Below are 22,027 nucleotides of genomic sequence, written 5' to 3'. Positions count from 1 at the left end.
AACCCCGGTGGAGTTTTTTTGATTGGGACAAACGCAGAACGCGTCTGGAACGCGGCATTCTAATTGTCGTCTATGACGAATAGACGTCCATATTCTTTTAACGCGTATCGATCCGTCATGCCCGCGATGTAATGCGCGATCAGGCGTGCCTGCGTGCTGCCGGAAGCAGCCTCGCTGCCGCGGGGGTCGTTGGCAGACTCCTCGCCGATCGGACCGCGCGCCTGATAAGCCGGCGGCAGCAGGCGCGGGTCGTCGTTGAACGCCTTGAAAAGGCCGCTCACCACGCGCCCCGCTTTGTTAGCCATCCGCATGACCTGGTAATGGCGATACAGGTTCTTGTACAGGAAGCGCTTGAGTTCGGTCGCCTGGGCCGCGACGGGCTCGCTGTGCGTGACGAGCGCCGGAGCATTGCGCACGTCATCGACGGATTGCGGATTCAAGCGCGCCAGATTCTCGCTGGTCGACTCGATCAGATCCACGATCAACGTATTGATGATTCGACGGATGGTCTCGTGAATCAGTCTTCGCCCTTCGATATCCGGATATTCGCCGCGCGCGACTTCGTAGTGCGTCTGCCACAACTCGACATCGGCCAGTTGCTCGAGCGTGATCAGCCCGGAACGCAGGCCGTCATCCACGTCGTGGTTGTTGTAGGCAATTTCGTCGGCAACGTTGGCGATCTGGGCTTCTATCGACGGCTGCTTGCGATTGAGAAACCGCTCTCCCAGCGCGCCGAGCTTCAGCGCGTTTTCATGCGAGCAGTGTTTGAGAATGCCTTCACGAGTTTCGAAGCAGAGATTCAGACCGTCGAACGCGCCGTAGTGCTCTTCGAGTTCATCGACAACCACAAGGCTCTGCAAGTTGTGCTCGAAGCCGCCGTGATCTCGCATGCATTCATTCAGCGCATCCTGTCCGGCATGGCCGAACGGCGTATGGCCAAGATCGTGTGCCAGCGAAATGGCTTCGACCAGATCTTCGTTCACGCGCAGATTGCGCGCCACAGAGCGCGCGATCTGCGCGACTTCCAGACTGTGCGTCAGACGCGTGCGAAACAGGTCGCCCTCGTGATTGACGAAAACCTGCGTCTTGTATTCGAGCCGGCGGAAAGCCGTCGAGTGAACAATGCGATCTCGGTCGCGCTGGAACTCGGTGCGCGCAACAGGCGGTTTTTCTTCGAAGCGGCGGCCACGCGACTCGGCCGAATGCGCGGCATACGGGGCGAGATGCGCCTCGAGCGCGAAGGGCGTCGGCGTGATGCTGGAAAACTGGAATGTCTTGTCGCTCACCGGCTGCTCCGAATCATCGTTGCTTCGTTGTTTGCTTCTTTGTTTTTGCTTGCTTGGGACTTGGCTTGGTCGTGGGTTTAACGTGTTCTCTGCGGCAACGGTTTTGTTTCGGTGCAGCGTTTGATGGTGCAGAGTCAGCGCGATGGAAAGTCAGCGCCATGCTCGAATCGCTTGTCTCTCGCGGCTTGGCGGTCGCTCCAACCCGGCGTCATGTGCTTCATGGCGATGGCCGCGCCTCGACCTGGGTCAACGAAGCCAGCGCGAATGGCCTCAATATCCGGAAGGTAGTGCGTAGTACGGCTTGCGTGTTGCGTAAGCGATGGTTTCTTCTTCACCATGGCTACCGGCAATATCTGGCAAGCGCCAAGAAAACCAACCCCCGATTGAACGCCGACATCTCGCAGCGAAATTCAGCCGCTCAGACGCTGGCCGCGAGCGTTGCGCGCACTACCTCGTCCGGTGCCCCGGTGATCTTCGTACTACCGAAACGCTCGAGCAGGATGAATTTGATCTCGCCTGCTTCGGCTTTCTTGTCGACCTTCATCAAGTCGATATACCGATCCGCGCCCAGCGCCGGTGCCTTGACCGGCAGCTTTGCCGCAGCGATCACGCGCGTGAGCCGCTTACGTGACGCTTCGTCGAGCCGGCCGAGCCGAACGGATAGATCCGCCGCCATCACCATGCCGCATCCAACCGCCTCGCCATGCAGCCATTCGCCGTAACCGAGGCCGGCCTCAATCGCATGACCGAACGTGTGACCGAAATTGAGAATGGCGCGCAAACCGCCTTCGCGTTCGTCGGCCGCGACGACCGAAGCCTTCACCTCGCACGAGCGCTTCACCGCATGCGTCAGCGCAGTGGCGTCGCAATCGTTCAACGCCGGAATGTTAGCCTCGATCCAGTCGAAGAATTCGCTGTCTGCAATTGCGCCGGTCTTGATCACTTCCGCGATACCCGCGGCGAGTTCACGCGGCGGCAGCGTCTGGAGCGCGCCAATATCCGCGATGACCGCTTGCGGCTGATAAAACGCGCCGATCATGTTCTTGCCGAGCGGATGATTAATGCCGGTCTTTCCGCCCACCGATGAATCGACTTGCGCGAGCAACGTGGTCGGCACCTGGATAAACGGCACGCCGCGCATATAACTGGCGGCGGCAAAACCCGTCATGTCGCCAATCACGCCGCCGCCCAGCGCAATCAGCATGGTCTTGCGGTCGGCACGCTCGGTCAGCAGCGCGCTGAAGATCTGGTTCAGCGTCTCGAGATTCTTGTGAGCCTCGCCATCGGGTAAAACGATGGTCGTGACTTTCTTGCCGAGCGGCGCGAGCGCGACGCGGAGCGCATCGCCGTAAAGCGGATCGACGGTCGTGTTGGTGACAATGGCCACCGACGAGCCCGCGATATGCGGCGCGAAGAGCTCGGTCCGGCCAATCAGCCCGGCGCCGATATGGATGGGGTAGGCGCGATCGCCCAGTTCGACGTTGACGGTAATCATGGCGGACATTATGACGTAGCCGGTTTCACGATGCCGGCCATCTCCAGTTGCATCAACACCATGTTGACGAGGTTATTCACGGTCGGCCGGCCAGTTTCCACGATGAAATGCGCGCACTCCTGATACAGCGGATCGCGCGTCTTGTAGAGCGCTTCCAGCTTGCCGCGCGGGTCGTCGGTTTGCAGCAGCGGCCGGTTTTTATCGCGTCGCGTGCGTTGCCACAATTCGTGCGGCGTGGCGCGCAGGTAGATCACCAGCCCGCGACTCTTCAGATGTTCCCGATTCTCCGCGCGGAGAATCGCGCCGCCGCCCGTTGCCAGCACAATGTTCTCGCGCCGCGACAACTCGTCGATCACATCCGCTTCGCGCTGCCTGAAACCGTCTTCGCCTTCGACTTCCCAGATTACCGGGATGCGCGCGCCCGTTCGGGCCTCGATTTCGTGGTCGGAATCGATGAAAGAGCGCTGTAACCGGCGCGCGACCGCCCGCCCCACGGTGGTCTTTCCAGCCCCCATGAGTCCGACAAAAAATACGTTCGCGTTCGCTTGCCCGGCTTCCAACTCGCTTCCTTTTGGATTGATTCCGGTCCCGATTCTGGTCCCGTTCGTGCGGGAGCTTAAGGGCAAAAGCCCCGCTTTGTCGAGTCGGAAAGGCTTGCCGGCGGCCCTCACAGACGCGCCGGAACGATGTGCTGGGTAATGAAAATGACCAGTTCGCTGCGTGAATTACGGCGCGCGGTATGACGAAAAAGCCAGCCCAATACCGGGATTTTACCGGGCAGCGGGACCCTCGTGACATCTTCGCGCTCGTCGGTGGAATATATCCCGCCGATTGCCACCGTGCCCCCGTCCTCCACCTCAACGCGCGTCTGGACGTGCTTGGTGTTGATCGCCGGGCCCGCCGCCGTCTGCTCGCCGACGCTGTCCTTCGATACATCGAGATCCAGGATCACGTGTCCATGCGGGGTTATTTGGGGCTCGACTTCCAGTTTCAGCGCGGCGCGGCGAAACTGGACACCTGAGACGCCATTGCCGACTTTCGCCTGATACGGCAATTCCGTACCCTGCTCGACCACCGCCCTCACGCGATCCGCTGTGATCACGCGAGGACTCGACACAATCTCGCCGCGGCCCTCGTTTTCCAGCGCGCTCAACTCGACGTTCAGCAAGCGTGTAGCTTGCGCGGCGAATAGCGTCAGACCTGCCGTCGCGGCGTCGAAACCGCCAATCGGCCGCGCCGATAGATCGAATACCGCGCCCTCCGCGCCCGCTACAAGGCCGCGTGCAGCGGCGTCGCCGGTGGGCGTCATCGACAGTTTCACCCCGAGATTGCGCGAAAACCCGGTGTCGCCTTCCACGATGCGCGCCTCTATCATCACCTGCGGCGTCGGCTGGTCGATGCGCGCGATCAGCTCTGCGATCTGCGCGACACGGGCGTCCAGGTCGGTCACGAACAACAGGTTGGTGCGGGCATCGGCCATGACAGAACCTCGCTTCGATAACACCCGCTGGCTGCCCGTGCCGGTCAGGAGCTTGCGGACGTCGTCGGCACGCGGATAGCGCAGAACGAACGTACGGCTGGCGAGCGGCTCGAGATCCGCTGCTCGCGCATGCGCTTCGTAACGAAGGCGCTCGCGCGCTGCCAGTTCGCTGAGCGGCGCAACCCAGATGACGTCGCCGTGGCGCTCCATCGCCAGGCCGTGGACGTCGAGCAGCGTGTCGAACGCGCGCCGCCACGGCACATCGACGAGATTCAGCGAGACGGTCCCACGGATCTTCTCACTCGTCACGATGTTGACGCCCGAAAACTTCGCGAAGGTTTGCAGCACGGCGCCCAAGCCGGCATTTTTCAGGTTCAACGAGATCGGCATGCCGTCCTCGATCGACGTAGCTGCGGAATCCACCGAGCCACGGCTCATACGCTCGACAGGCGGCAACGGGGTCGGTGGCCCTTCCAGCGCAGGCGTGGCATCAGGTGTGGCGACCGGAGCAGGCGTGGCGGTTGTTGAAGCTGGCGTCAGCCACGCAGTGTCCTCGTCGGGCACTTGCACAGCGACAGCCGCAGGCACTTCAACCGCGAACTGATCCGTGGGCAGCGTCTCTGGAAACGGCTCGGGCAAGGGTGGCAAAGGAGGAATTGCGGCGTGGGCGGTCATGACCCCCAGCAAGAGTGCGGTCGCGATACCACACGCCCAAATGTTCCACCGCAAAACGATTGCCGCCCCGCGAATAGCCCGAAGCGCCACGCTTACCGGACGCCCTGACAACAGCAAAAGGCGGAGCATCTTCATGGCCGATCATCCGAAAAACCGATCGTCCGCGCAACGCCGTTGCGGCTGAGCTCTATCGAACGTGAACGGACATTGCCAAGCCGCTCGTCGCCAATCATCTGGCCCGGCAAAAATCCATCGACACCCGTAGCCGACTCAACCAGCGCCATCCCGCGACGCCAGGCACGCAAGGTACCGACAAGCAGCATTGCGCCTCCATCACCCACGCCCGTACCGTTCTTCACACCAAATGGATCGATAGCAAACGCGTCCCGGCGTGACGGCTCCGGCCGCGTGACCGCCGGGAGGTCCTCGAATACCCTGAGCGTCGCATCGAGGGCAAGCGCATTCGCCGCTCGTTTCATTTTTACATCTGCCGGAACGACGAGTCTTGGCAGCCCTTCGAGCGCATCGAGAAACCGCCTGATTTCCCCGAACGAACCTTCGGCGCGAAATTTCAGCGGCCGCTCGATCTCGATCCCGTCGCCCTTCTGAGCCGACGGTTCGATCATGCCGATCCGCAAACCGCTCTGAGCGGCGAGCGCAGTCAGTTCGTGCAGTGCGTCGGCAACGGTCCAGCGGATGAGCGGCCCACCATCGCCTGAACGCGTGCGCATTGCAGGTAAGTGCGCAGTCACTGCTCGCGCCCGGTCCAGGCGTTGCTGCACGTCGTGCAATGCCGAACGGCTTGCCTCGGTTCCGCCTGGATCGGAGGAACGCCACAATGACACGCCTGCAGCAAACAGCAGCGCAGCAACCACGGCGCTTGTGAGCGCGATCCTAAAACCGCTCCATGCGTCCAGAGGCTGTAGCAATTCAAACCCGTGGGAGGATTTAGCGAAGCGGTTCATCGCGGACTCCGGCTAGCAACCTTCGGCTTCGACGACGCCTCACGTCTCGCGGTATTCAAGAGCTTTGGCGTTGCGTCTCCTCCGGCGCTACGCGTCCAATGCACGACCGCGATGAAATCGTAGGGGCTCGTCTTGCCTTGCAAATTGCCCGCATTGGGCTTCGCGACAGCCAATGCTGAGGGCTGTACAGCAACGACCCGCCGCCGCATTTCCACGATCTCCACCGCCCCTACGCCCGCCACCTTTTCAAGCCCTTTCAGCCACGCGGCGGCCGCGTGCGAATCCGGCGCGCTGGCGGCAAGCTCCACCTCGCTCACGCGCTGGGTCACCCGCTGCAAGCCGATATTCCCCTGCGATGTCCCCCGCGCGAGCGCGTCGAGCAGGCCGAGAAACCGGGCGCGCGGTTCGGCTAGTGGCACGGCGGCGCTCTGCGCGCGCCGCTCCAGCGCCCGCCGCTCGACCAGACGCGCATGCTCCGCGATCGGCCCGTTCAGTTGCGGCAGCGCCATGTCCAGCGAGTCTCGTTTCTCTTCTATGTGCATCCGCTCCAGCGCATCCCAGCCCGCCACCGCGCCGACCGCAGCACATCCAGCCAGACCGGCGCCTGCGAGCAGCGCCAGCGCCTGGTTGCGAGCTCGACGCCGCGCACCCGATCGATACGGCAGCAGATTGAAGGCATGCAAACCCACCGCGCTCATGGCATCACCTCGCGCAGCGCAAGGCCCATCGCGACCGCGAAAAGCGGCGAATGCGCGAGACGTTGGTCTACCCGTTGCGCGCCATTGCAAAACGGCGCGCATTCAAACGGCATGACAGGGCAACCGAACAACGCGGCAAGCATTGGCGTTGAAACACCCGCGCGACCGAGCAGCTCGATATCCCCGCCGATATAAATCCAGCGCACGTCCGGATCGTCACCGACCAGATCCGTCAGCGCTTCAGTCGCGCTCGAATACTCCGGCGCCGGATAACGCACTTCGTTCTCCACACCGTCCGGCCCGATAACCCAGGCATGCAACCCGGCGGTCTCTACCCAGCAAGCGACAAAACGGTCATGCGGATCAATCTCCATGCGTGCCGAATAACGCAAGGCCTGCAGCGCCGCGCACGGTTCGCCATCGATCGCACTCAACATAATGTTCGCGGCCGCCGCCGTTTCCACGCGCGACTCAACGAATTGCCTCCCTGTGGCCGCAATCAATACCTCGGTCTCGCCGTTCGCGCCCGCCTGGATAGACCAGTCGACTGCCAGCGCGCCTCGCTCGATCCCCGCCACGCGCTCGACTTCTGCCAGCACAGCCGGTCCAAGCAAGCCACGTGGATCGCGCCCCGACAATGCCGAAATGGCCATCTGGCTGGACTGCGTAAGCCGCGCGAGCGGCGCTCGCGTGGTCAGCGTGGCCGATGCCAGCAACGCCATTGCGCATCGCAGCGAGCGCAGTGCGCCTCGCGCTGGCAGCCGTGAAAACGCTTCTCGCAACGCCGCCGTGATAGCCGGCTGGTCGATGAAATCTCCGCCGATCACCACGCCCGGTTCAAGCAGGACCTCCTCCAGCCGCTCGACGCAAACCGGCCGGTTCGCGTGCAACCGCTTGCTGACAACAGCGAGCCGCAGCGCCCCTTCGGTAATGTCGATACCCGCCGCGAACCGGCGCGTAACGGTCAGGACCGATCCGCGCAATAGTGTTTCCGTACTCATGCTCACCCTCTCTTTCCCGGCCGCGCACCGAACTGTTCGGGCGCTGGCAATGAAACGATTGTGAGCAGCCGCGGCGGTTGCCACCATTCGGCCAAGTGGCTAACGTAAAGGCAAGAGAAGCGTAAGAGGCTCCCATGCCGGTGGGCACGAAACAAGCGATGCAAACGTTAGCTGTGGCAGTCCGTCAACGCTTATCGTGGCAAAGAGGCTTCGTCGCAACCTGCGCGCAACACCCCCAGTAAGCCGGACGAAAGCCGTAAAGTTGGGCAGCTATAATCGCGGGACCGTTTTTTGGTGGTGCCATGCAATCTCAGTCTCCGTCGTCTCCTCCGTCCCGTCGTCCCGATTCCCCGAAGCGTGTTCGCCCGCTCTGGATCAGGCTTCTGCTCGGATTGTTAATTTGTATTGTCGGGCTTATTGTCAGCGCGGGGCTCGTGCTTGGTTACGCGCTGGTGGTGGCCCAGCCCAACCTGCCGTCGCTCGAGGCGCTCACCGACTACCGCCCGAAAGTACCGCTGCGGGTCTACACGGCAGACCATGTGCTGATTGGCGAATTCGGCGATGAGCGACGCAGCGTCGTGCGTATCCAGGACGTGCCCGATTACCTCAAGAAGGCGGTGCTCGCCATTGAAGACGCGCGTTTCTACGATCACGGCGGTGTCGACCTGACCGGTATCCTTCGCGCCGGCACGGTGGCGTTGACGAACGGCCACGCGTCCCAGGGCGCAAGCACGATCACCATGCAAGTCGCGCGAAATTTCTTCCTGTCGAGCGAAAAAACCTACACCCGCAAGATCTACGAAATGCTGCTCGCCTACAAGATCGAGCGCGCGTTGACGAAAGACCAGATTCTCGAGGTCTATATGAACCAGATTTATCTGGGACAGCGCGCCTATGGTTTCGCGAGCGCCGCGCGGGTTTATTTCGGCAAGGACCTCAAGGACATCACGCTTGCCGAAGCCGCCATGCTCGCCGGCCTGCCAAAAGCGCCTTCTGCGTACAACCCGGTCGTCAATCCGAAGCGCGCAAAAGTGCGCCAGCAATACATCCTGGAACGCATGCTCGAACTGCATTACATCACGCAGCAGCAATACGAAGACGCAGCCAAACAACCGCTAGTGGTGAAGGGCGCCGGGCGCGAGTTCAGCGTGCACGCCGAGTACGTGGCGGAAATGGTGCGCCAGATGATGTACACGCAGTATCGCGAGGAGGCGTACACGCTGGGCCTGAACGTGGTGACGACCATCGATTCCGCCGATCAGGACGCGGCGTATCGCGCCGTGCGCAAAGGTCTGATGGACTATGAGCATCGGCACGGGTATCGCGGGCCGGAAGCGTACATCGATCTACCCGTGGATCCTGACGATCGCGAGCAGGCTATTGACGATGCCTTAGTCGATCATCCCGATAACGGCGAGATCGTCGCGGCGGTCGTCACCGAGGCTAGTCCGAAGCAAGTGAAGGCGAGTTTCATCGATGGCAACGTGGCAGTCGTTCAAGGCAACGACTTGCGTTTTGTCGCCAGCGCGCTCAGCACGCGGGCGCAGCCGAATCAGCGTATCCGGCCGGGCGCGATCGTGCGCCTGATGAAAAACGACGACGACAACTGGATCATCACGCAGCTGCCGCAAGTAGAAGGCGCGTTCGTTTCCATCGTGCCGCAGGACGGCGCGATCCGCGCGCTGGTGGGCGGCTTCGACTTCAACAAGAACAAGTTCAACCACGTCACCCAGGCCTGGCGCCAGCCGGGTTCGAGCTTCAAGCCGTTCATCTATTCGGCGTCGCTGGAAAAGGGCTTGTCACCGGCAACCATCATCAACGACGCGCCGCTCTACTTCAGCGCCGCTGAAACGGGTGGTCAGGCGTGGGAGCCGAAGAACTACGGCGGCGGTTTCGATGGCCCCATGGCCATGCGTACCGCGCTGATGAAATCGAAGAATCTGGTTTCCATCCGCATCCTGAACAACATCGGTCCCAAGTACGCGCAGGGTTATGTGACGAAGTTCGGCTTCGATGCCTCACGTCAGCCCGCATATCTGCCGATGGCGCTCGGCGCAGGCCAGGTCACGCCGCTGCAAATGGCGACGGGGTATTCGGTGTTCGCGAACGGCGGATATCGTGTGAATCCTTATTTGATCGCCGATATCACCGACCCGCGCGGCGCCGTGGTCTCGCATCCACAGCCGCTGATCGCCGGCGACACCGCGCCGCTCGCCATTACGCCGCGCAATGCCTACGTGATGAACAGCTTGCTGCAGAGCGTGGCGCAGCGCGGCACCGGCGCGAGAACGAACCAGTTGAAGCGCACGGACCTTGCCGGCAAGACGGGCACGACGAATGACTCGCACGATGCGTGGTTCGCCGGATACCAGCATTCGCTGGTGGCCATCGCGTGGATTGGGTACGACGCGCCGCGCAGTCTCGGCGACAAGGAAACGGGCGGCGGACTCGCGCTGCCGGTGTGGATGGACTACATGAGCCGGGCGTTGCGCGGCGTGCCGGAATACAAATCGACCATGCCGCCCGATGTGGTCTCGCTAGGCGGCGAACTCTATTTCGACGACATGACGCCGGGCCATGGTTTCATCGCAACTATTGGCGTAAGTCAGGCCGTGCCTGAAGACGTCAGCGGCACATCGACGGCGCCCGCGCCGCAAGTGGGCGAGCAGGAAAAGCAGGACATCATGAATCTGTTCAAAGGGCAGTAAGCCCTGAACTCAGGCCCCGGGTGTTCCGGGACCTGAGCTCAGTCAAGCTGAAAACCGAATCGGCTCGCCAGCCTGTTCGCTCGCGTACTGGCTGAGCGCTTCAAAAAACTCGCTGCCGTCGCGCGTGTTGCGCCACGCGCCGTCCACATACCGGTAGTGAAAACCGCCCGATTTTGCCGCGAGCCAGAGCTCGTGCATCGGCGGCTGCAAGTTGACGATCAGCTTCGTGCGATTCTCGAATTCGAGCGTTAAAACATTGCCGCTGCGTTCGAATTCGACATCGGCTTCAAGGCCGTCCACGTCCCGCTCGATGGCCGCCAGCGCAGCCTCGGCGAGGGTCAGGTATTCGTTGTCGGTCATGCTAAACTCCATCGATTAATTAGTCAGGGACAGCTATGCAAGTCGTCTTCCGGATGAGCGCGATTGTAGCGGCTTTGGCCATTTCCGCCGGCACGCTGCTCGCCGCCTGTGGTCAGCGCGGACCGCTTTATATGCCCGTCGCACCACCGATTCCGGCTCGTCCCGCCAGCTTGCCGCCGTTGCCGGCGAGCAATGCGACCGCGCCGGCAGCAGCATCGTCGGCCTCTTCTGTCGATAGTACCGGCGACGTTCCCGACACATCCGGCACGGCGCTTTCGCTCTCCCCCGACGACAATCTGAAATCATCACCTTCGTCGGCATCGGCTCCCAAAGCCGCGTCCTCCGGCGAATAATCGTTGCCATTGCGCGCTTGAGCCCAACTGGCCAAGCGCGTCAGCAGAACCAGAAAACTCATGACTCAATCCGTGTTCTCGCGCGCCGAAGGCGTGCTGCAGGTCGAAGGCGTTTCGGCCACGTCGCTGGCCGACCAGTTCGGCACACCGCTCTACGTATATTCACGCACTGCGTTGACCGACGCGTATAAAGCTTACGCCGATGCCTGCATTGGCCACCGCGCCACGATCCACGTGGCCGTGAAAGCCAACAGCAACCTCGCGGTGCTGAACGTATTCGCACGATTGGGCGCGGGGTTTGACATCGTCTCGTCGGGTGAATTGGCGCGCGTGCTAGCTGCCGGCGGCAAAGCGGAAAACACCGTGTTTTCCGGCGTCGGCAAGACGGCGGCTGAAATGCGCGAAGCACTTGATGCCGGCGTGAAGTGCTTCAACGTCGAGTCCATTGCCGAACTGCACGCATTGAACGAAGTGGCCAAGGCCGCGGGCAAGCAAGCGCCGGTGTCGCTGCGCGTGAATCCGGATGTCGATGCCAAGACGCATCCGTATATCTCCACGGGCCTCAAGTCGAACAAGTTCGGCGTGGCTTTCGCCGATGCCCGCGCAACGTACACGCAAGCTGCGGCCATGTCGAATCTCGACGTGATCGGGATCGACTGCCACATTGGTTCGCAGATCACCGAAGTGAGCCCGTATCTCGATGCCGTCGACAAATTGCTGGACCTCGTCGAGCAGATCGAAGCGGACGGCACGAACATTCATCACGTCGATGTCGGCGGTGGTCTCGGCATTACGTACGATGACGAAACGCCGCCGGCTATCGGCGAATTCGTGAGTGCGGTGCTTGCGCATATCGATGAACGCGGGCACGGTCATCGCGAAGTGTATTTCGAGCCGGGCCGCTCGCTGGTCGGCAATGCGGGCCTGTTGCTCACGCGCGTGGAATACCTGAAGCCGGGCGAGGAGAAAAATTTCGCCATCGTCGACGCGGCCATGAACGACCTCGCGCGCCCCGCGATGTATCAGGCGTTTCATCGCATGGAAGCAGTGGAAAAGCGCGCGACGAAAGCGCAACTCTACGACGTCGTCGGCCCTGTTTGCGAAAGCGGCGACTGGCTCGGCAAGGATCGGGAACTCGCGATCGAACAAGGCGATCTGATCGCGATCTTCTCGGCGGGCGCGTACGGTTTTGTCATGAGCTCGAACTACAACACGCGCCCACGCGCCGCCGAAGTGATGGTCGATCGCGAACGTGCTCGGCGAGTGCGTGAACGCGAAGAAGTGAAGCAGTTGTTCGCGGGCGAATCGATTTTCCCAGACTGATTTCGGTCGATCTGATCAGCATAAAAAAGGGCGATGCCATTTGAGCACCGCCCTTTTTTCATGCGCGTCGGATTACGGATCAGCTAAACCGCGCGTGCTTGCGTGATCCGCGAGCGCAGCCACACAATCACCCGCCACGCCAGCAACACCACCACGATCGCGCCGTAGATCTTCGGCAAGATGAGATCGTGCTTACCCGCTTTCATCCACCAGAAGTGCAGGATCGCAAGCACAGCGATCGGATAGATGAGCTTATGCAGCGTTTGCCAGCGGCGCCCGAGTTTTCTGAGCATCGCCTTCGGTGACGTCACGGCAAGTGGGATCAGCAGCACGAACGCCGAGAAACCAACCAGGATGAACGGCCGCTTGACGATGTCTTTTAGGATGGCGAAGACATCGAACCATTTGTCGAACCAGACGTACGTGGTGAAGTGCAGCACGACATAGAAGAACGCGAATAGCCCGAGCATCCGCCGAAAACGCAGCAGCGCATTCAAGCCGGTCAGCCGGCGAACCGGCGTGACGGCAAGCGTGATGCACAGGAACACGAGCGTCCACAGCCCAGTCGAGCGAGTAATGAATTCGATCGGGTTCGCGCCCAGACCGCCCGTGAAACCCAGCAGGACGATACGCGCCAGCGGATACAAACCGCCCAGAAATACAGCCACTTTCGCCGGCACGATCCAGTTCGTGCCGCCTGCGGCAGCGCGTGGTACTGGCTTTGTTTTGACATCGGAAGCCACAGCCATCCTCTTCCCCTAAACCTAGAAATTCGCCTTGAGATCCATGCCGCGATACAACGACGCAACCTGGTCACCGTATCCATTGAACATCAGCGTCTTGCGCTTCGGCGTGAAGAAACCGTCCTCGCCAATACGCCGTTCCGTTGCCTGACTCCAGCGCGGATGATCGACGTTCGGATTCACGTTCGAGTAAAAACCGTACTCTTTCGGCGCATATTCGCTCCAGCTCGTTTTCGGCTGTTGCTCGACAAATCGGATCTTCACGATCGATTTCGCGCTCTTGAAGCCATATTTCCATGGCAACACCACACGCACCGGCGCGCCGTTCTGATTCGGCAGCACCTCACCGTACAAACCGACGGTCAGCAGCGTGAGGGGATTCATCGCCTCGTCCATGCGCAAACCTTCGGAATACGGCCAGTCGAGAATGGGATCGGACAGCCCAGGCATTTGCGAGGGATCTGCGAGCGTGATGAATTGCACGTACTTTGCGTTGCCCGTCGGCTGTGCGCGCTTGATGATCTCGGAGAGCGGAATGCCGATCCACGGAATCACCATCGACCACCCTTCCACGCAGCGCATCCGGTAAATGCGTTCCTCGAGCGGCGCGAGTTTCACGATTTCGTCGATGTCATACACCTTCGCGTTCTTGATCTCGCCTTCCACCGATATCCTCCACGGCCGTGGACGCAGCGTGTGCGCGTTTTGCGCCGGATCGGCCTTGTCGGTACCGAACTCGTAGAAGTTGTTGTACGTCGTGATGTCCTTGAACGGCGTCACTTTATCCAGCGCGACAAACGTCTTGTTCGTGGTCGCGGCGAGCTTCTGACCCTTTGCATCGGGCGATGTCATCGCCGCAAGCGCTTCGCCATTCATGCCGACAAGTCCCGTCGCGGCCAGCGCACCCGCAGCACGCAACACGCGCCGACGGTTCTCGAAGAACGCGCGCGGCGTGATCTCGCTTCGGGCGATGTCGTCGCCGAAAAGCTGGCGTGTGTGTTTGATAACCATTTCGATGCTCCTGAAATCCTTGTTACGCCCCGCGACAACCTCGCCGCCGCTCTACCTATATTCGTGGCAAACACCGAATCGGTTTCAGCTATTCCGCTCAGACAATAAAAAAAACCGCCAGCAAATCTTGCATGGCGGTTCTTAAACAGCGCTTAGAGGCGAATCTTACAGCTTGCCGTAGCTATGCAGACCCGACAAGAACATGTTCACGCCCAGGAACGCAAACGTGGTGACCAGCAAACCGGTCAACGCCCACCATGCAGCAACCGATCCGCGCAGGCCCTTCATCAGGCGCATATGCAGCCACGCGGCGTAATTCAGCCAAACGATCAATGCCCACGTTTCCTTCGGATCCCAGCTCCAGTAACCGCCCCATGCTTCGGCAGCCCACAACGCACCAAGAATGGTCGCGATGGTGAAGAACGCGAAACCGACCGCAATCGACTTGTACATCACGTCGTCGAGCACTTCGAGCGACGGCAGGCGATCCGCGAGGATGCCGCGTTCCTTGACCAGATAAGCTACGCCGACCATGGCCGCCAACGCAAAGCTGCCATATCCGATGAAATTCGCCGGCACGTGGATTTTCATCCACCAGCTTTGCAGCGCGGGCACGAGCGGCTGGATCTGCTGTGCATCGCGGGCGATGGAATACCACATCAGGAAGCCGACGGCGGCGCTGATCACCAGCAGTACGAACGCGCCCATGGCACGCGTGCTGTAGTGCTGTTCGTAATATAAATAAAACAGCGATGTAATCAGGCAGAACAGCACGAAAACTTCATACAAATTCGAAATGGGGATATGACCCACATCCGAACCGATCAGGTAAGACTCGTACCAGCGCACCATCAGGCCGGTGAAGCCCATCAGCACTGCGGCCCAGGTCATCTTCGAGCCGATCGCGCCGCCCGTGGGTGACCGCGACAGCAGGCCGATCCAGTAGAACACCGTCGCCAGCACGAGCAGCGCGCTCATCCACAAGATGGCCGACTGGCTGGACAAGAAGTACTTGAGGAAGAAGTTGGTGTCGGCGCGCGCGAGATCCGAGTGATAAAGCTGCAACGACGACAACGATAACAACGCGATGCACGCAATCAACAGCCGCACCGGCTTCCAGCGCCATCCGAGGACCATGAACGTCGGCACGGCGCAACAGAGCACCAGCTTGTCGTAGTAGTTCATGAACGGGTGATACCGGTACAGCGCGAAACCCGCGCCCGCGACCAGCGCCAGCGCGAATAGCCAGTCGGTCAGGCCGAGACGCTTGAGAAACGGACGTTCGTCGAAGAGATCCGGATCGACGGGCACGGTGCCCTCGCGCTGTTGCGCCAGAGTCGAATGGGAAGAGGCTTGTGTGAGGTCCATGTTCTTACCGAGTTGAATCCTGCGAGCCGGTGGACTTGGGGTCCACTGGCGTTTCCGGTGATGACGTTGCCGGCTGAGACTTGACGCCCAGCATGGCGCCGATCGCGTCGCGCGTTCGCACGAACTCTTTCTCGAAATCGATTGTGCGCCGTGCCGTGGACATTGCCATCAACACGCTCGTGCCGCCCGTCGATGTGTCTTTGAGCCAGAACCAGAGACGACGTTCACGCACGTAAAACATCGAGAAAATGCCGAACACGAGCAGAAGGCTGCCAAGATACACCACTTTTTTACCCGGTGCGCGTGTCAACTGGAACACGGAAGCCTGGATCTGCTTGAACGAATCGAGTTGAAGAAATACCGGCGATCCGTACAGAAAGCTGTCCGAAAGTGCGTTAATCGACGATTGCACGAATTGCGTGTTTTTCGCATCCGGCTGCGCGTCCGGCAGGCCGTTCTGCGCGCGCGAAATCTGCCACAAATCCCACGTCGCGCCTTCCAGCATACGCAGCAATAAGCCTGCCGCCTTTTCCTGCTCGCCCTTCGGCACGGATTTATCGATGAAACCCGCAATTGCTTGGAAACCGCCCAGCGTCGCGCCGGGTTGGCCCGGATTCGCTGCCACGCCGGTTTCGTCCGCGCCCGCGAACAGGTTCAGCACCCGCGACGCGCTTTCCTCCAGATGTTTCTGCAAGTCCGCGTTCGCTTCAGGCACCGAACGCTTCGCGAATCGGCGCGCCGCCTCGTCGCGCATCGCGGGCGTTTCCAGCGCGGCGCGCAGGTTCATCCACTGTTTGATCGAGCTTTGCTCGTCCGCGGGAATACGCAGATAGCGGAACGGATCGTTCGGGCTCAGGCGCATGCCGGCGAGGAACATCGGCTGGCCTTGTACGTCGACGGGCAGCATGTAGTTGTTGAACTCGCGCGCCTGGCCGTCGGTGCCCCGCACCTTATATTGCACCGATGGCCCCACGTTACGCAGATCCGTCGGCTTCGATGTTTTCGCGCCGGAACCGAGCCGTTCGTCGAACGCTTGCTTGAGCGTCTGCGTCCGGCCGACGCCGCGGGTATCGATCGAGCCGCTGCCATCGGTAACGTTTTCCACGTTGATCGCGCGGAAATCGGTGAATTCCACGGTTTCGCCCGATCCGCCGATGATCTGCGGGCTCATTGGCACCGTGCCGCCAATCGCTCCGTCGAACGGCGTGGTTTTCGTGCTGCCGCCGGACATGGGCCACGCGGTCATGGAGAGCTTCGAACCGCCATCCTGGAAACTCGATTGATAGATCGAAATACCATCGTAGGTGAACGGTTCATTCACTTCGATACGCGCCGGGATGCGCTTGCCGGTCGCATGATCGATCACGACGATATCGCTGGCAAACAGCTTCGGCATGCCAGTCGAGTAATAGTCGACGATGAATTTGTTGAGCTGGATGGAGAACGGCAAATCCTGGATCAGCGAGCCGTCCTGCTGATTCAGGATGGCGGTTGCAACGTGCTGCCCTTCCGGCACCCAGGCGTAGCCGCGGAACGTGGGATTCGACGTCGGTAGCCGATGATTCGGCGCGATATCGTTGATGACTTCGTTCGATGCAATCGGGGTCTTGTTGAAGAGCAGCATTTGCAGCTTGATCGGCAAATTGCTGTCGAGCAAGCCGCCGAGGCAGATGATCACGAACGCCAGATGCGCCGAGATGTAGCCGATCTTCGTCAGCGCGCCGCGCTTGGCCGCGATCAATGTCGCGCCGCTTTCCGTCTCGCGCGTAACAAACTTGTAGCCCATCTTGCCCGCGAGGCGTTGCAGGTTGACGGCAGTCTCGGCACGCGATCCGGCCACTTGCGGGAATTCACCCTTGTGATGGAACGCGCGCAGGCTGCCTTCGCGCACTCGATCCTTCCAGCTCTTCATGTCCGCGATCATCTTCGGGCCGTTGCGGATCACGCACAGCGACACCGAGAACACCAGGAACATCAGGATCAGCAAGAACCACCACGCGCTATAAACGTTGTAGAGGCTCAGGCCGCGGAAGATGTCGGCCCAGAACGGACCGAACTGATTGACGTAATTCGGGTACGGATCTTCTTGCGTAAGAACCGTCCCGATAATGCTTGCTATCGCGAGAATGACGAGCAATGAAATGGCGAAGCGCATCGAACTAATTGTTTCGATGGCATGACGCACGCTGCTACGGCTCGACTTCGACTGCAATCCCGACGTGGTGACGCTCATTCAAACTCCGGCTGAACAGCAAAAAAGGGTGGAGACGCAAGCGGTCTGTGACCGGCGTCCCACCCTTTTTCTTATTTTGCGCGCCGGCCTCGTCGGACCGGCTTCGTACATCGTTCAAACTGCGACATTTGACTATGACTCGCGCATGTGACGTCCGGGCGACGCTGCGCGCATCTTAATGCAGACCCGCACTTGACGCAGACGGGTCGTGCGGACCATTACAGACCGTTAGCGACAGTCAATGAAGGCCGGCGATGTAGTCTGCAACCGCCTTCACTTCTGCCTCATTCAGGCGCAGCGCAATGGTGTGCATCGGCTCACTGTTGTTGCGCGTGCCCTGCGCAAACGCGGTGAGCTGCGCGGCCGTGTAGTCCGACCATTGTCCCGACAACCGCGGATACTGCACCGGCACGCCCATGCCCGTCGCGCCATGACACGCGGCACACGCCGGGACGCCCCTGTCCGCAATGCCGCCGCGATAAATCTTCTGCCCAACCGGCACGGTATTCTTGTCGCGCGCGTAGCCTGGTTTGGCCTTCTGCGTCTCAAAATACGCGGCCACGTTGACCATGTCCTGATCGTTCAACGCGCCCGCAATGCCTGCCATGATGGGGTTCTTGCGCGCCGGCTCTTTCGCGCCCGGCTGCGTCTTGTAATCCTTCAACTGCTTGACGATGTACTCGGCATGCTGGCCTGCCAGCTTCGGAAACGCGCCGCCGGCACTGTTGCCGTCTGCTCCGTGACACGCTGCGCAAACCTGGGTGGCAATTGCCTGACCCCTTGTCACGTCTGGCTTGGCGGGGGCTCCGGGCGCAGCCGCTTCTGCCGCTTGCGCTGTGACTGTCCAGCCTACCAACCCCGCTCCTAATGCTGCTGCTAATTCCAGGACCATCAGAGTCTTGTACAGTCGGTTCATTCGCGTACCCTGTTTTTCGTCTTGTGAGAATTGTGAGGTTCTGCAAAACGACGGTTACCGATGCACTGCAAGACACCCGACAGAGGACTCGATACGGGATAAAAGGTTACCCGGCGCGCGCCCTGAAATCTGTCGTCAAACCTGTCTCACTCCTTATCCCGCTTGGGTCTTGCGTGCCCTGGCTGGTCTTCGTACAACCGTCGTATTGTACAATAACTCGCTAAACGCAAAGACGCCAGTCGGGGCAAGCCCAGTATTCAGTGGCTCCTTACAGCTCGAGTTTCCACAGAATTTCACTTTCGGTCTTCCCATGTCGTCATTTCTGCTCCACCAAGCCCGTTTTTTTACAACGGTCAATCACCTGAAGGACCTGCCGCCGACGCCCCAGCCGGAGATCGCTTTCGCGGGCCGTTCGAATGCCGGCAAGTCGACTGCCATCAACCTGCTGTGCAACCAGAAGCGGCTGGCATTCGCCAGTAAGACGCCGGGTCGCACGCAGCACATCAACTACTTTGCGATAGGCCCGGCTGACCAGCCCCGCGCGCATGTGGTCGATTTGCCGGGGTACGGGTACGCGGAAGTATCGGGTAATGCCAAGCTGCATTGGCAGGCATTGCTATCCACCTATTTGCAGAGCCGGGCGCAGCTCGTCGGCATGATCCTGATGATGGATTCGCGCCGTCCGCTGACCGAACTCGACAAGATCATGCTCGAGTGGTTTGCGCCCACGGGAAAGCCAATTCACGCTTTACTGACGAAATGCGACAAATTGACGCGGCAGGAAAGCATCAACACGTTGCGCGCGACCAAGAAAGCGTTCGAGGAATACACGGCGGCCGGATATCGCGGCGAATTGACGCTGCAGCTCTTCTCAGCGCTCAAGCGCGTCGGGCTCGACGAAGCCCACGAGAAAATCGAAAGCTGGCTGATCCCGAAATCGACGGAAGAAATTGCGCCGGAAGACGAAGCGCAGTGAGATAGATCTGGTGCCGAACGTTGGATTGACTCACGTCGCCCGGCATAAAAAAACCCGCCGCATGACGGCGGGTCAAACAGCCTGATCGAATCCTTCGATCATCACAGGCACCCGCTCAGGGAGGAGAAGCGGGGAGCTCGGCGCCAAGCGCCTACCTCGATCGGTATGATATACCATTGTCCCGAAAAGGTTCTGAAGGCGGTCCGGCCCCTTGTCCATGGCGGTTGCGGCGGTTCAGCCAGCATCCGTTTCCCTGATTGCGTTATCTACCCTCCCCCCACAAAAGTCATGAGCTTCTATCCGCATCATCGTCCGCGCCGTATGCGTCGTGACGACTTTTCGCGCCGCCTGATGCGCGAAAACCTGCTGACCACGAACGACCTGATCTACCCCGTGTTTATCGTCGAGGGATCGAATGTGCGTCAGGCCGTCCCGTCCATGCCGGGCGTCGAGCGCACATCGGTCGATCTGCTGATGAAGGTGGCCAAGCAGTGCGTGGAACTCGGCGTGCCGGTGATTTCGCTGTTCCCCGCGATCGAACCTTCGTTGAAAACGCCGGATGGCCGCGAAGCGACGAACCCTGAAGGCCTGATTCCGCGCGCCGTTCGCGAGTTGAAAAAGCACTTTCCCGAACTGGGCGTGCTCACCGATGTCGCGCTGGATCCGTACACCAGCCACGGACAGGACGGTGTCCTCGACGAACAGGGCTACGTGATCAACGATGAAACCAGCGAAATTCTCGTCGACCAGGCGCGTGCACAGGCCGAAGCGGGTGTGGATATCGTGGCGCCCTCGGACATGATGGACGGCCGGATCGGCGCAATTCGCGAAATGCTAGAAAGCGACGGACATATCCACACGCGGATCATGGCGTACGCGGCGAAGTACGCATCGGCGTTTTACGGCCCGTTCCGCGACGCGGTCGGCTCCGCTGCGAACCTCGGAAAGAGCAACAAGATGACGTACCAGATGGATCCGTCGAATTCCGATGAAGCCCTGCGCGAAGTGCGGATGGATATCGAGGAAGGCGCGGACATGGTGATGGTCAAGCCGGGCATGCCGTATCTGGATATCGTGTATCGCGTGAAGGAGGAGTTTCGCTTTCCGACCTACGTGTACCAGGTCAGCGGCGAGTACGCGATGATCAAGGCCGCCACGCAAAACGGCTGGCTCGATCACGACAAGGCGGTGATGGAGTCGCTACTGGCGTTTAAACGTGCTGGCGCGGACGGCGTGCTCACGTACTTTGCGCTCGATGCTGCGCGGCTGTTGCGGGTGGCATCGAAGTAAAGGGATCCGCGCGTTTTTGGGGCGGTGATGGTCTTCTGGAACCGTGTCGCCGCCTTCGCTCGGGGATGAGTCCACCCCCGCGGTGCTGCAAGTCCCGCCGACTGAACGCGGAGATTCTCCGGCCGAGCGCCGCCTTAGTCACGCGCTCGACCGGTTGTTAAGCTGGGCGGCTAGCGCCTCGAACGCTCAAACCAGCGGCAAACAGATCTCCGTCAGCAAATCGGCGGGTGCCGTTTCCTTCGGATTGTTCAGATACTCCTCGAATACAGGCGCATCGGCGGCCTCACGGCCCGATTGCACGAGCCACGTTCCGTATAACCATTCATAGGCCGCGTGCATATCGCTGTAGGGCCCTTTATGGCGGAGCACCGCATACTGGCCGCCACGTAACGGCGTTACTCCGACCGGCGCGGCGACTTCGATCTTGGCTGGCAACACGACCCCGGCCTTCGATCTCAACTCCGCTTCTGCCACGATCCCAGGATCGTCATAGTAGATGCCGATCGTCCGGAACTCCGCCGACAACAGATTCCTGCTGGCTAGCCAACCGAACAGCGCATCTAACGCCTTGCCAATCTGCATATACGACCCGACGTGGTCGAGAGACACAACGTTCATCGCCGGTACGTCACGAATCACCACTTCACGCATCACCATTTGATCGTCTCCCGATAACGCCGGCCGAAACCGGCTGTGAGTGCCCTGCCTGCGGTACTGCGCGAGCGGCATGCCGAATGCCGCCCTGAACGTGCGCGAAAACGACTGCAAGCTGCTATACCCGGAACGCTCGGCTATCTCCGCGATCGGCATCGATCCATTAGCCAAGTAACCGCCCGCACGATGCAGTCTTAACCGGCGCACCGTCGCGGCGATCGTCTCGCCGTACATCGCCTGATAAACCCGATGCCAGCGATACGGCGACAAACAGGCGATCTCAGCCAACCTGTCGATATCCAGAGGCTCGTCGAGATGATCGTAGATATGGTCGAGCACGCGACTCAGTCGCGATTCGTAACGGGCTTGATAAGTCAGATCGTTCATGAGCGCCTCACCGGGAGCGAGCGTTGAGTGCAAACAAAAGTATCACGATGCGATTTACCAAATCCTGCGGACTTGATGACGCTTTAGTTGGGGGTTGGCGGAGGA

Annotated in this window: 19 protein-coding genes and 1 pseudogene; 5 read left to right on the top strand and 15 right to left on the bottom strand. The window is 60.6% G+C overall.

Features of this window, described 5'->3' with window-relative positions:
• Window positions 1-59: 59 nt before the first annotated feature.
• The 7 genes from ACMX25_RS25500 to pilM form a co-directional block, all read right to left on the bottom strand.
• Complete coding sequence (locus tag ACMX25_RS25500; RefSeq protein WP_414952794.1) at window positions 60-1,286, bottom strand: deoxyguanosinetriphosphate triphosphohydrolase; 1,227 nt, start codon at window positions 1,284-1,286, stop codon at window positions 60-62.
• Window positions 1,287-1,704: 418 nt separating this feature from the next.
• A complete protein-coding gene (aroB, locus tag ACMX25_RS25495) occupies window positions 1,705-2,781 on the bottom strand; it encodes a 3-dehydroquinate synthase (RefSeq protein WP_414952840.1) in 1,077 nt (358 codons plus the stop codon).
• Between the two features lie 8 nt (window positions 2,782-2,789).
• Window positions 2,790-3,296 carry a shikimate kinase gene (locus ACMX25_RS25490; RefSeq protein ID WP_414952839.1) on the bottom strand — a complete coding sequence of 169 codons (507 nt, stop codon included), beginning with the start codon at window positions 3,294-3,296 and terminating at the stop codon, window positions 2,790-2,792.
• Between the two features lie 152 nt (window positions 3,297-3,448).
• The gene (locus tag ACMX25_RS25485; RefSeq protein WP_414952793.1) at window positions 3,449-5,071 is read right to left on the bottom strand and encodes a type IV pilus secretin PilQ; all 1,623 of its coding nucleotides are present in this window, start codon (window positions 5,069-5,071) and stop codon (window positions 3,449-3,451) included.
• Entirely contained in the window at window positions 5,068-5,901 is an 834-nt protein-coding gene (gene pilO / locus ACMX25_RS25480; RefSeq protein ID WP_414952792.1) for a type 4a pilus biogenesis protein PilO, read from the bottom strand. The genes ACMX25_RS25485 and pilO overlap by 4 nt, the downstream gene beginning before the upstream one ends.
• Window positions 5,898-6,599: a fimbrial assembly family protein gene (locus tag ACMX25_RS25475; RefSeq protein WP_414952791.1), complete on the bottom strand. Its 702-nt coding sequence runs from the start codon at window positions 6,597-6,599 to the stop codon at window positions 5,898-5,900. The genes pilO and ACMX25_RS25475 overlap by 4 nt, the downstream gene beginning before the upstream one ends.
• Window positions 6,596-7,600, bottom strand: coding sequence for a type IV pilus biogenesis protein PilM (gene pilM / locus ACMX25_RS25470; RefSeq protein ID WP_414952790.1), 1,005 nt, complete (start codon window positions 7,598-7,600; stop codon window positions 6,596-6,598). The genes ACMX25_RS25475 and pilM overlap by 4 nt, the downstream gene beginning before the upstream one ends.
• Before the next feature lie 302 nt (window positions 7,601-7,902).
• Between pilM and ACMX25_RS25465 the strand changes: the two genes are divergently transcribed.
• Window positions 7,903-10,308 carry a penicillin-binding protein 1A gene (locus tag ACMX25_RS25465; protein ID WP_414952789.1) on the top strand — a complete coding sequence of 802 codons (2,406 nt, stop codon included), beginning with the start codon at window positions 7,903-7,905 and terminating at the stop codon, window positions 10,306-10,308.
• A gap of 42 nt (window positions 10,309-10,350) precedes the next feature.
• On the opposite strand, the gene cyaY is transcribed toward ACMX25_RS25465, so the two are convergent.
• Window positions 10,351-10,668, bottom strand: coding sequence for an iron donor protein CyaY (cyaY, locus tag ACMX25_RS25460; RefSeq protein ID WP_414952788.1), 318 nt, complete (start codon window positions 10,666-10,668; stop codon window positions 10,351-10,353).
• 35 nt (window positions 10,669-10,703) lie between these two features.
• On the opposite strand from cyaY, the pseudogene ACMX25_RS25455 reads away from it, so the two are divergent.
• Window positions 10,704-10,775 (top strand): annotated as a pseudogene (locus ACMX25_RS25455) (hypothetical protein); the annotation flags it as partial.
• A 20-nt stretch (window positions 10,776-10,795) separates the two neighbouring features.
• Here the strand turns inward: ACMX25_RS25455 and ACMX25_RS25450 are convergent.
• Entirely contained in the window at window positions 10,796-11,083 is a 288-nt protein-coding gene (locus tag ACMX25_RS25450; protein ID WP_414952841.1) for a hypothetical protein, read from the bottom strand.
• Between ACMX25_RS25450 and lysA the strand changes: the two genes are divergently transcribed.
• Window positions 11,082-12,344: a diaminopimelate decarboxylase gene (lysA, locus tag ACMX25_RS25445; RefSeq protein ID WP_414952787.1), complete on the top strand. Its 1,263-nt coding sequence runs from the start codon at window positions 11,082-11,084 to the stop codon at window positions 12,342-12,344. The two genes, ACMX25_RS25450 and lysA, sit on opposite strands and share 2 nt — an antisense overlap.
• 83 nt (window positions 12,345-12,427) lie before the next feature.
• Here lysA and msrQ read toward each other — a convergent pair whose 3' ends face one another.
• The 5 genes from msrQ to ACMX25_RS25420 form a co-directional block, all read right to left on the bottom strand.
• Window positions 12,428-13,093, bottom strand: a complete 666-nt coding sequence (gene msrQ, locus ACMX25_RS25440; RefSeq protein WP_414952786.1) for a protein-methionine-sulfoxide reductase heme-binding subunit MsrQ — start codon at window positions 13,091-13,093, stop codon at window positions 12,428-12,430.
• Between the two features lie 15 nt (window positions 13,094-13,108).
• Window positions 13,109-14,098: a protein-methionine-sulfoxide reductase catalytic subunit MsrP gene (gene msrP / locus ACMX25_RS25435; RefSeq protein ID WP_414952785.1), complete on the bottom strand. Its 990-nt coding sequence runs from the start codon at window positions 14,096-14,098 to the stop codon at window positions 13,109-13,111.
• Window positions 14,099-14,263: 165 nt separating this feature from the next.
• Window positions 14,264-15,466, bottom strand: a complete 1,203-nt coding sequence (gene ccsB / locus ACMX25_RS25430; protein WP_414952784.1) for a c-type cytochrome biogenesis protein CcsB — start codon at window positions 15,464-15,466, stop codon at window positions 14,264-14,266.
• Between the two features lie 4 nt (window positions 15,467-15,470).
• Complete coding sequence (locus ACMX25_RS25425; protein ID WP_414952783.1) at window positions 15,471-17,699, bottom strand: cytochrome c biogenesis protein ResB; 2,229 nt, start codon at window positions 17,697-17,699, stop codon at window positions 15,471-15,473.
• 238 nt (window positions 17,700-17,937) lie between these two features.
• Window positions 17,938-18,615, bottom strand: coding sequence for a c-type cytochrome (locus ACMX25_RS25420; RefSeq protein ID WP_414952782.1), 678 nt, complete (start codon window positions 18,613-18,615; stop codon window positions 17,938-17,940).
• Window positions 18,616-18,925: 310 nt separating this feature from the next.
• On the opposite strand from ACMX25_RS25420, the gene yihA reads away from it, so the two are divergent.
• Together yihA and hemB are read left to right on the top strand one after the other, a co-directional pair.
• A complete protein-coding gene (yihA, locus tag ACMX25_RS25415; protein ID WP_414952781.1) occupies window positions 18,926-19,591 on the top strand; it encodes a ribosome biogenesis GTP-binding protein YihA/YsxC in 666 nt (221 codons plus the stop codon).
• Between the two features lie 288 nt (window positions 19,592-19,879).
• The gene (gene hemB, locus ACMX25_RS25410; RefSeq protein ID WP_414952780.1) at window positions 19,880-20,881 is read left to right on the top strand and encodes a porphobilinogen synthase; all 1,002 of its coding nucleotides are present in this window, start codon (window positions 19,880-19,882) and stop codon (window positions 20,879-20,881) included.
• Window positions 20,882-21,067: 186 nt separating this feature from the next.
• On the opposite strand, the gene ACMX25_RS25405 is transcribed toward hemB, so the two are convergent.
• Complete coding sequence (locus ACMX25_RS25405) at window positions 21,068-21,922, bottom strand: AraC family transcriptional regulator (protein WP_414952779.1); 855 nt, start codon at window positions 21,920-21,922, stop codon at window positions 21,068-21,070.
• Window positions 21,923-22,027: the final 105 nt, after the last annotated feature.

Origin of the sequence: Caballeronia eucalypticola (assembly GCF_047608185.1) — a bacterium.
In the GTDB taxonomy this organism is placed as follows: domain Bacteria; phylum Pseudomonadota; class Gammaproteobacteria; order Burkholderiales; family Burkholderiaceae; genus Caballeronia.
The sequence above is the reverse complement of the archived record's forward strand: the minus strand, read 5'-3'. Positions and strand labels throughout refer to the sequence as shown.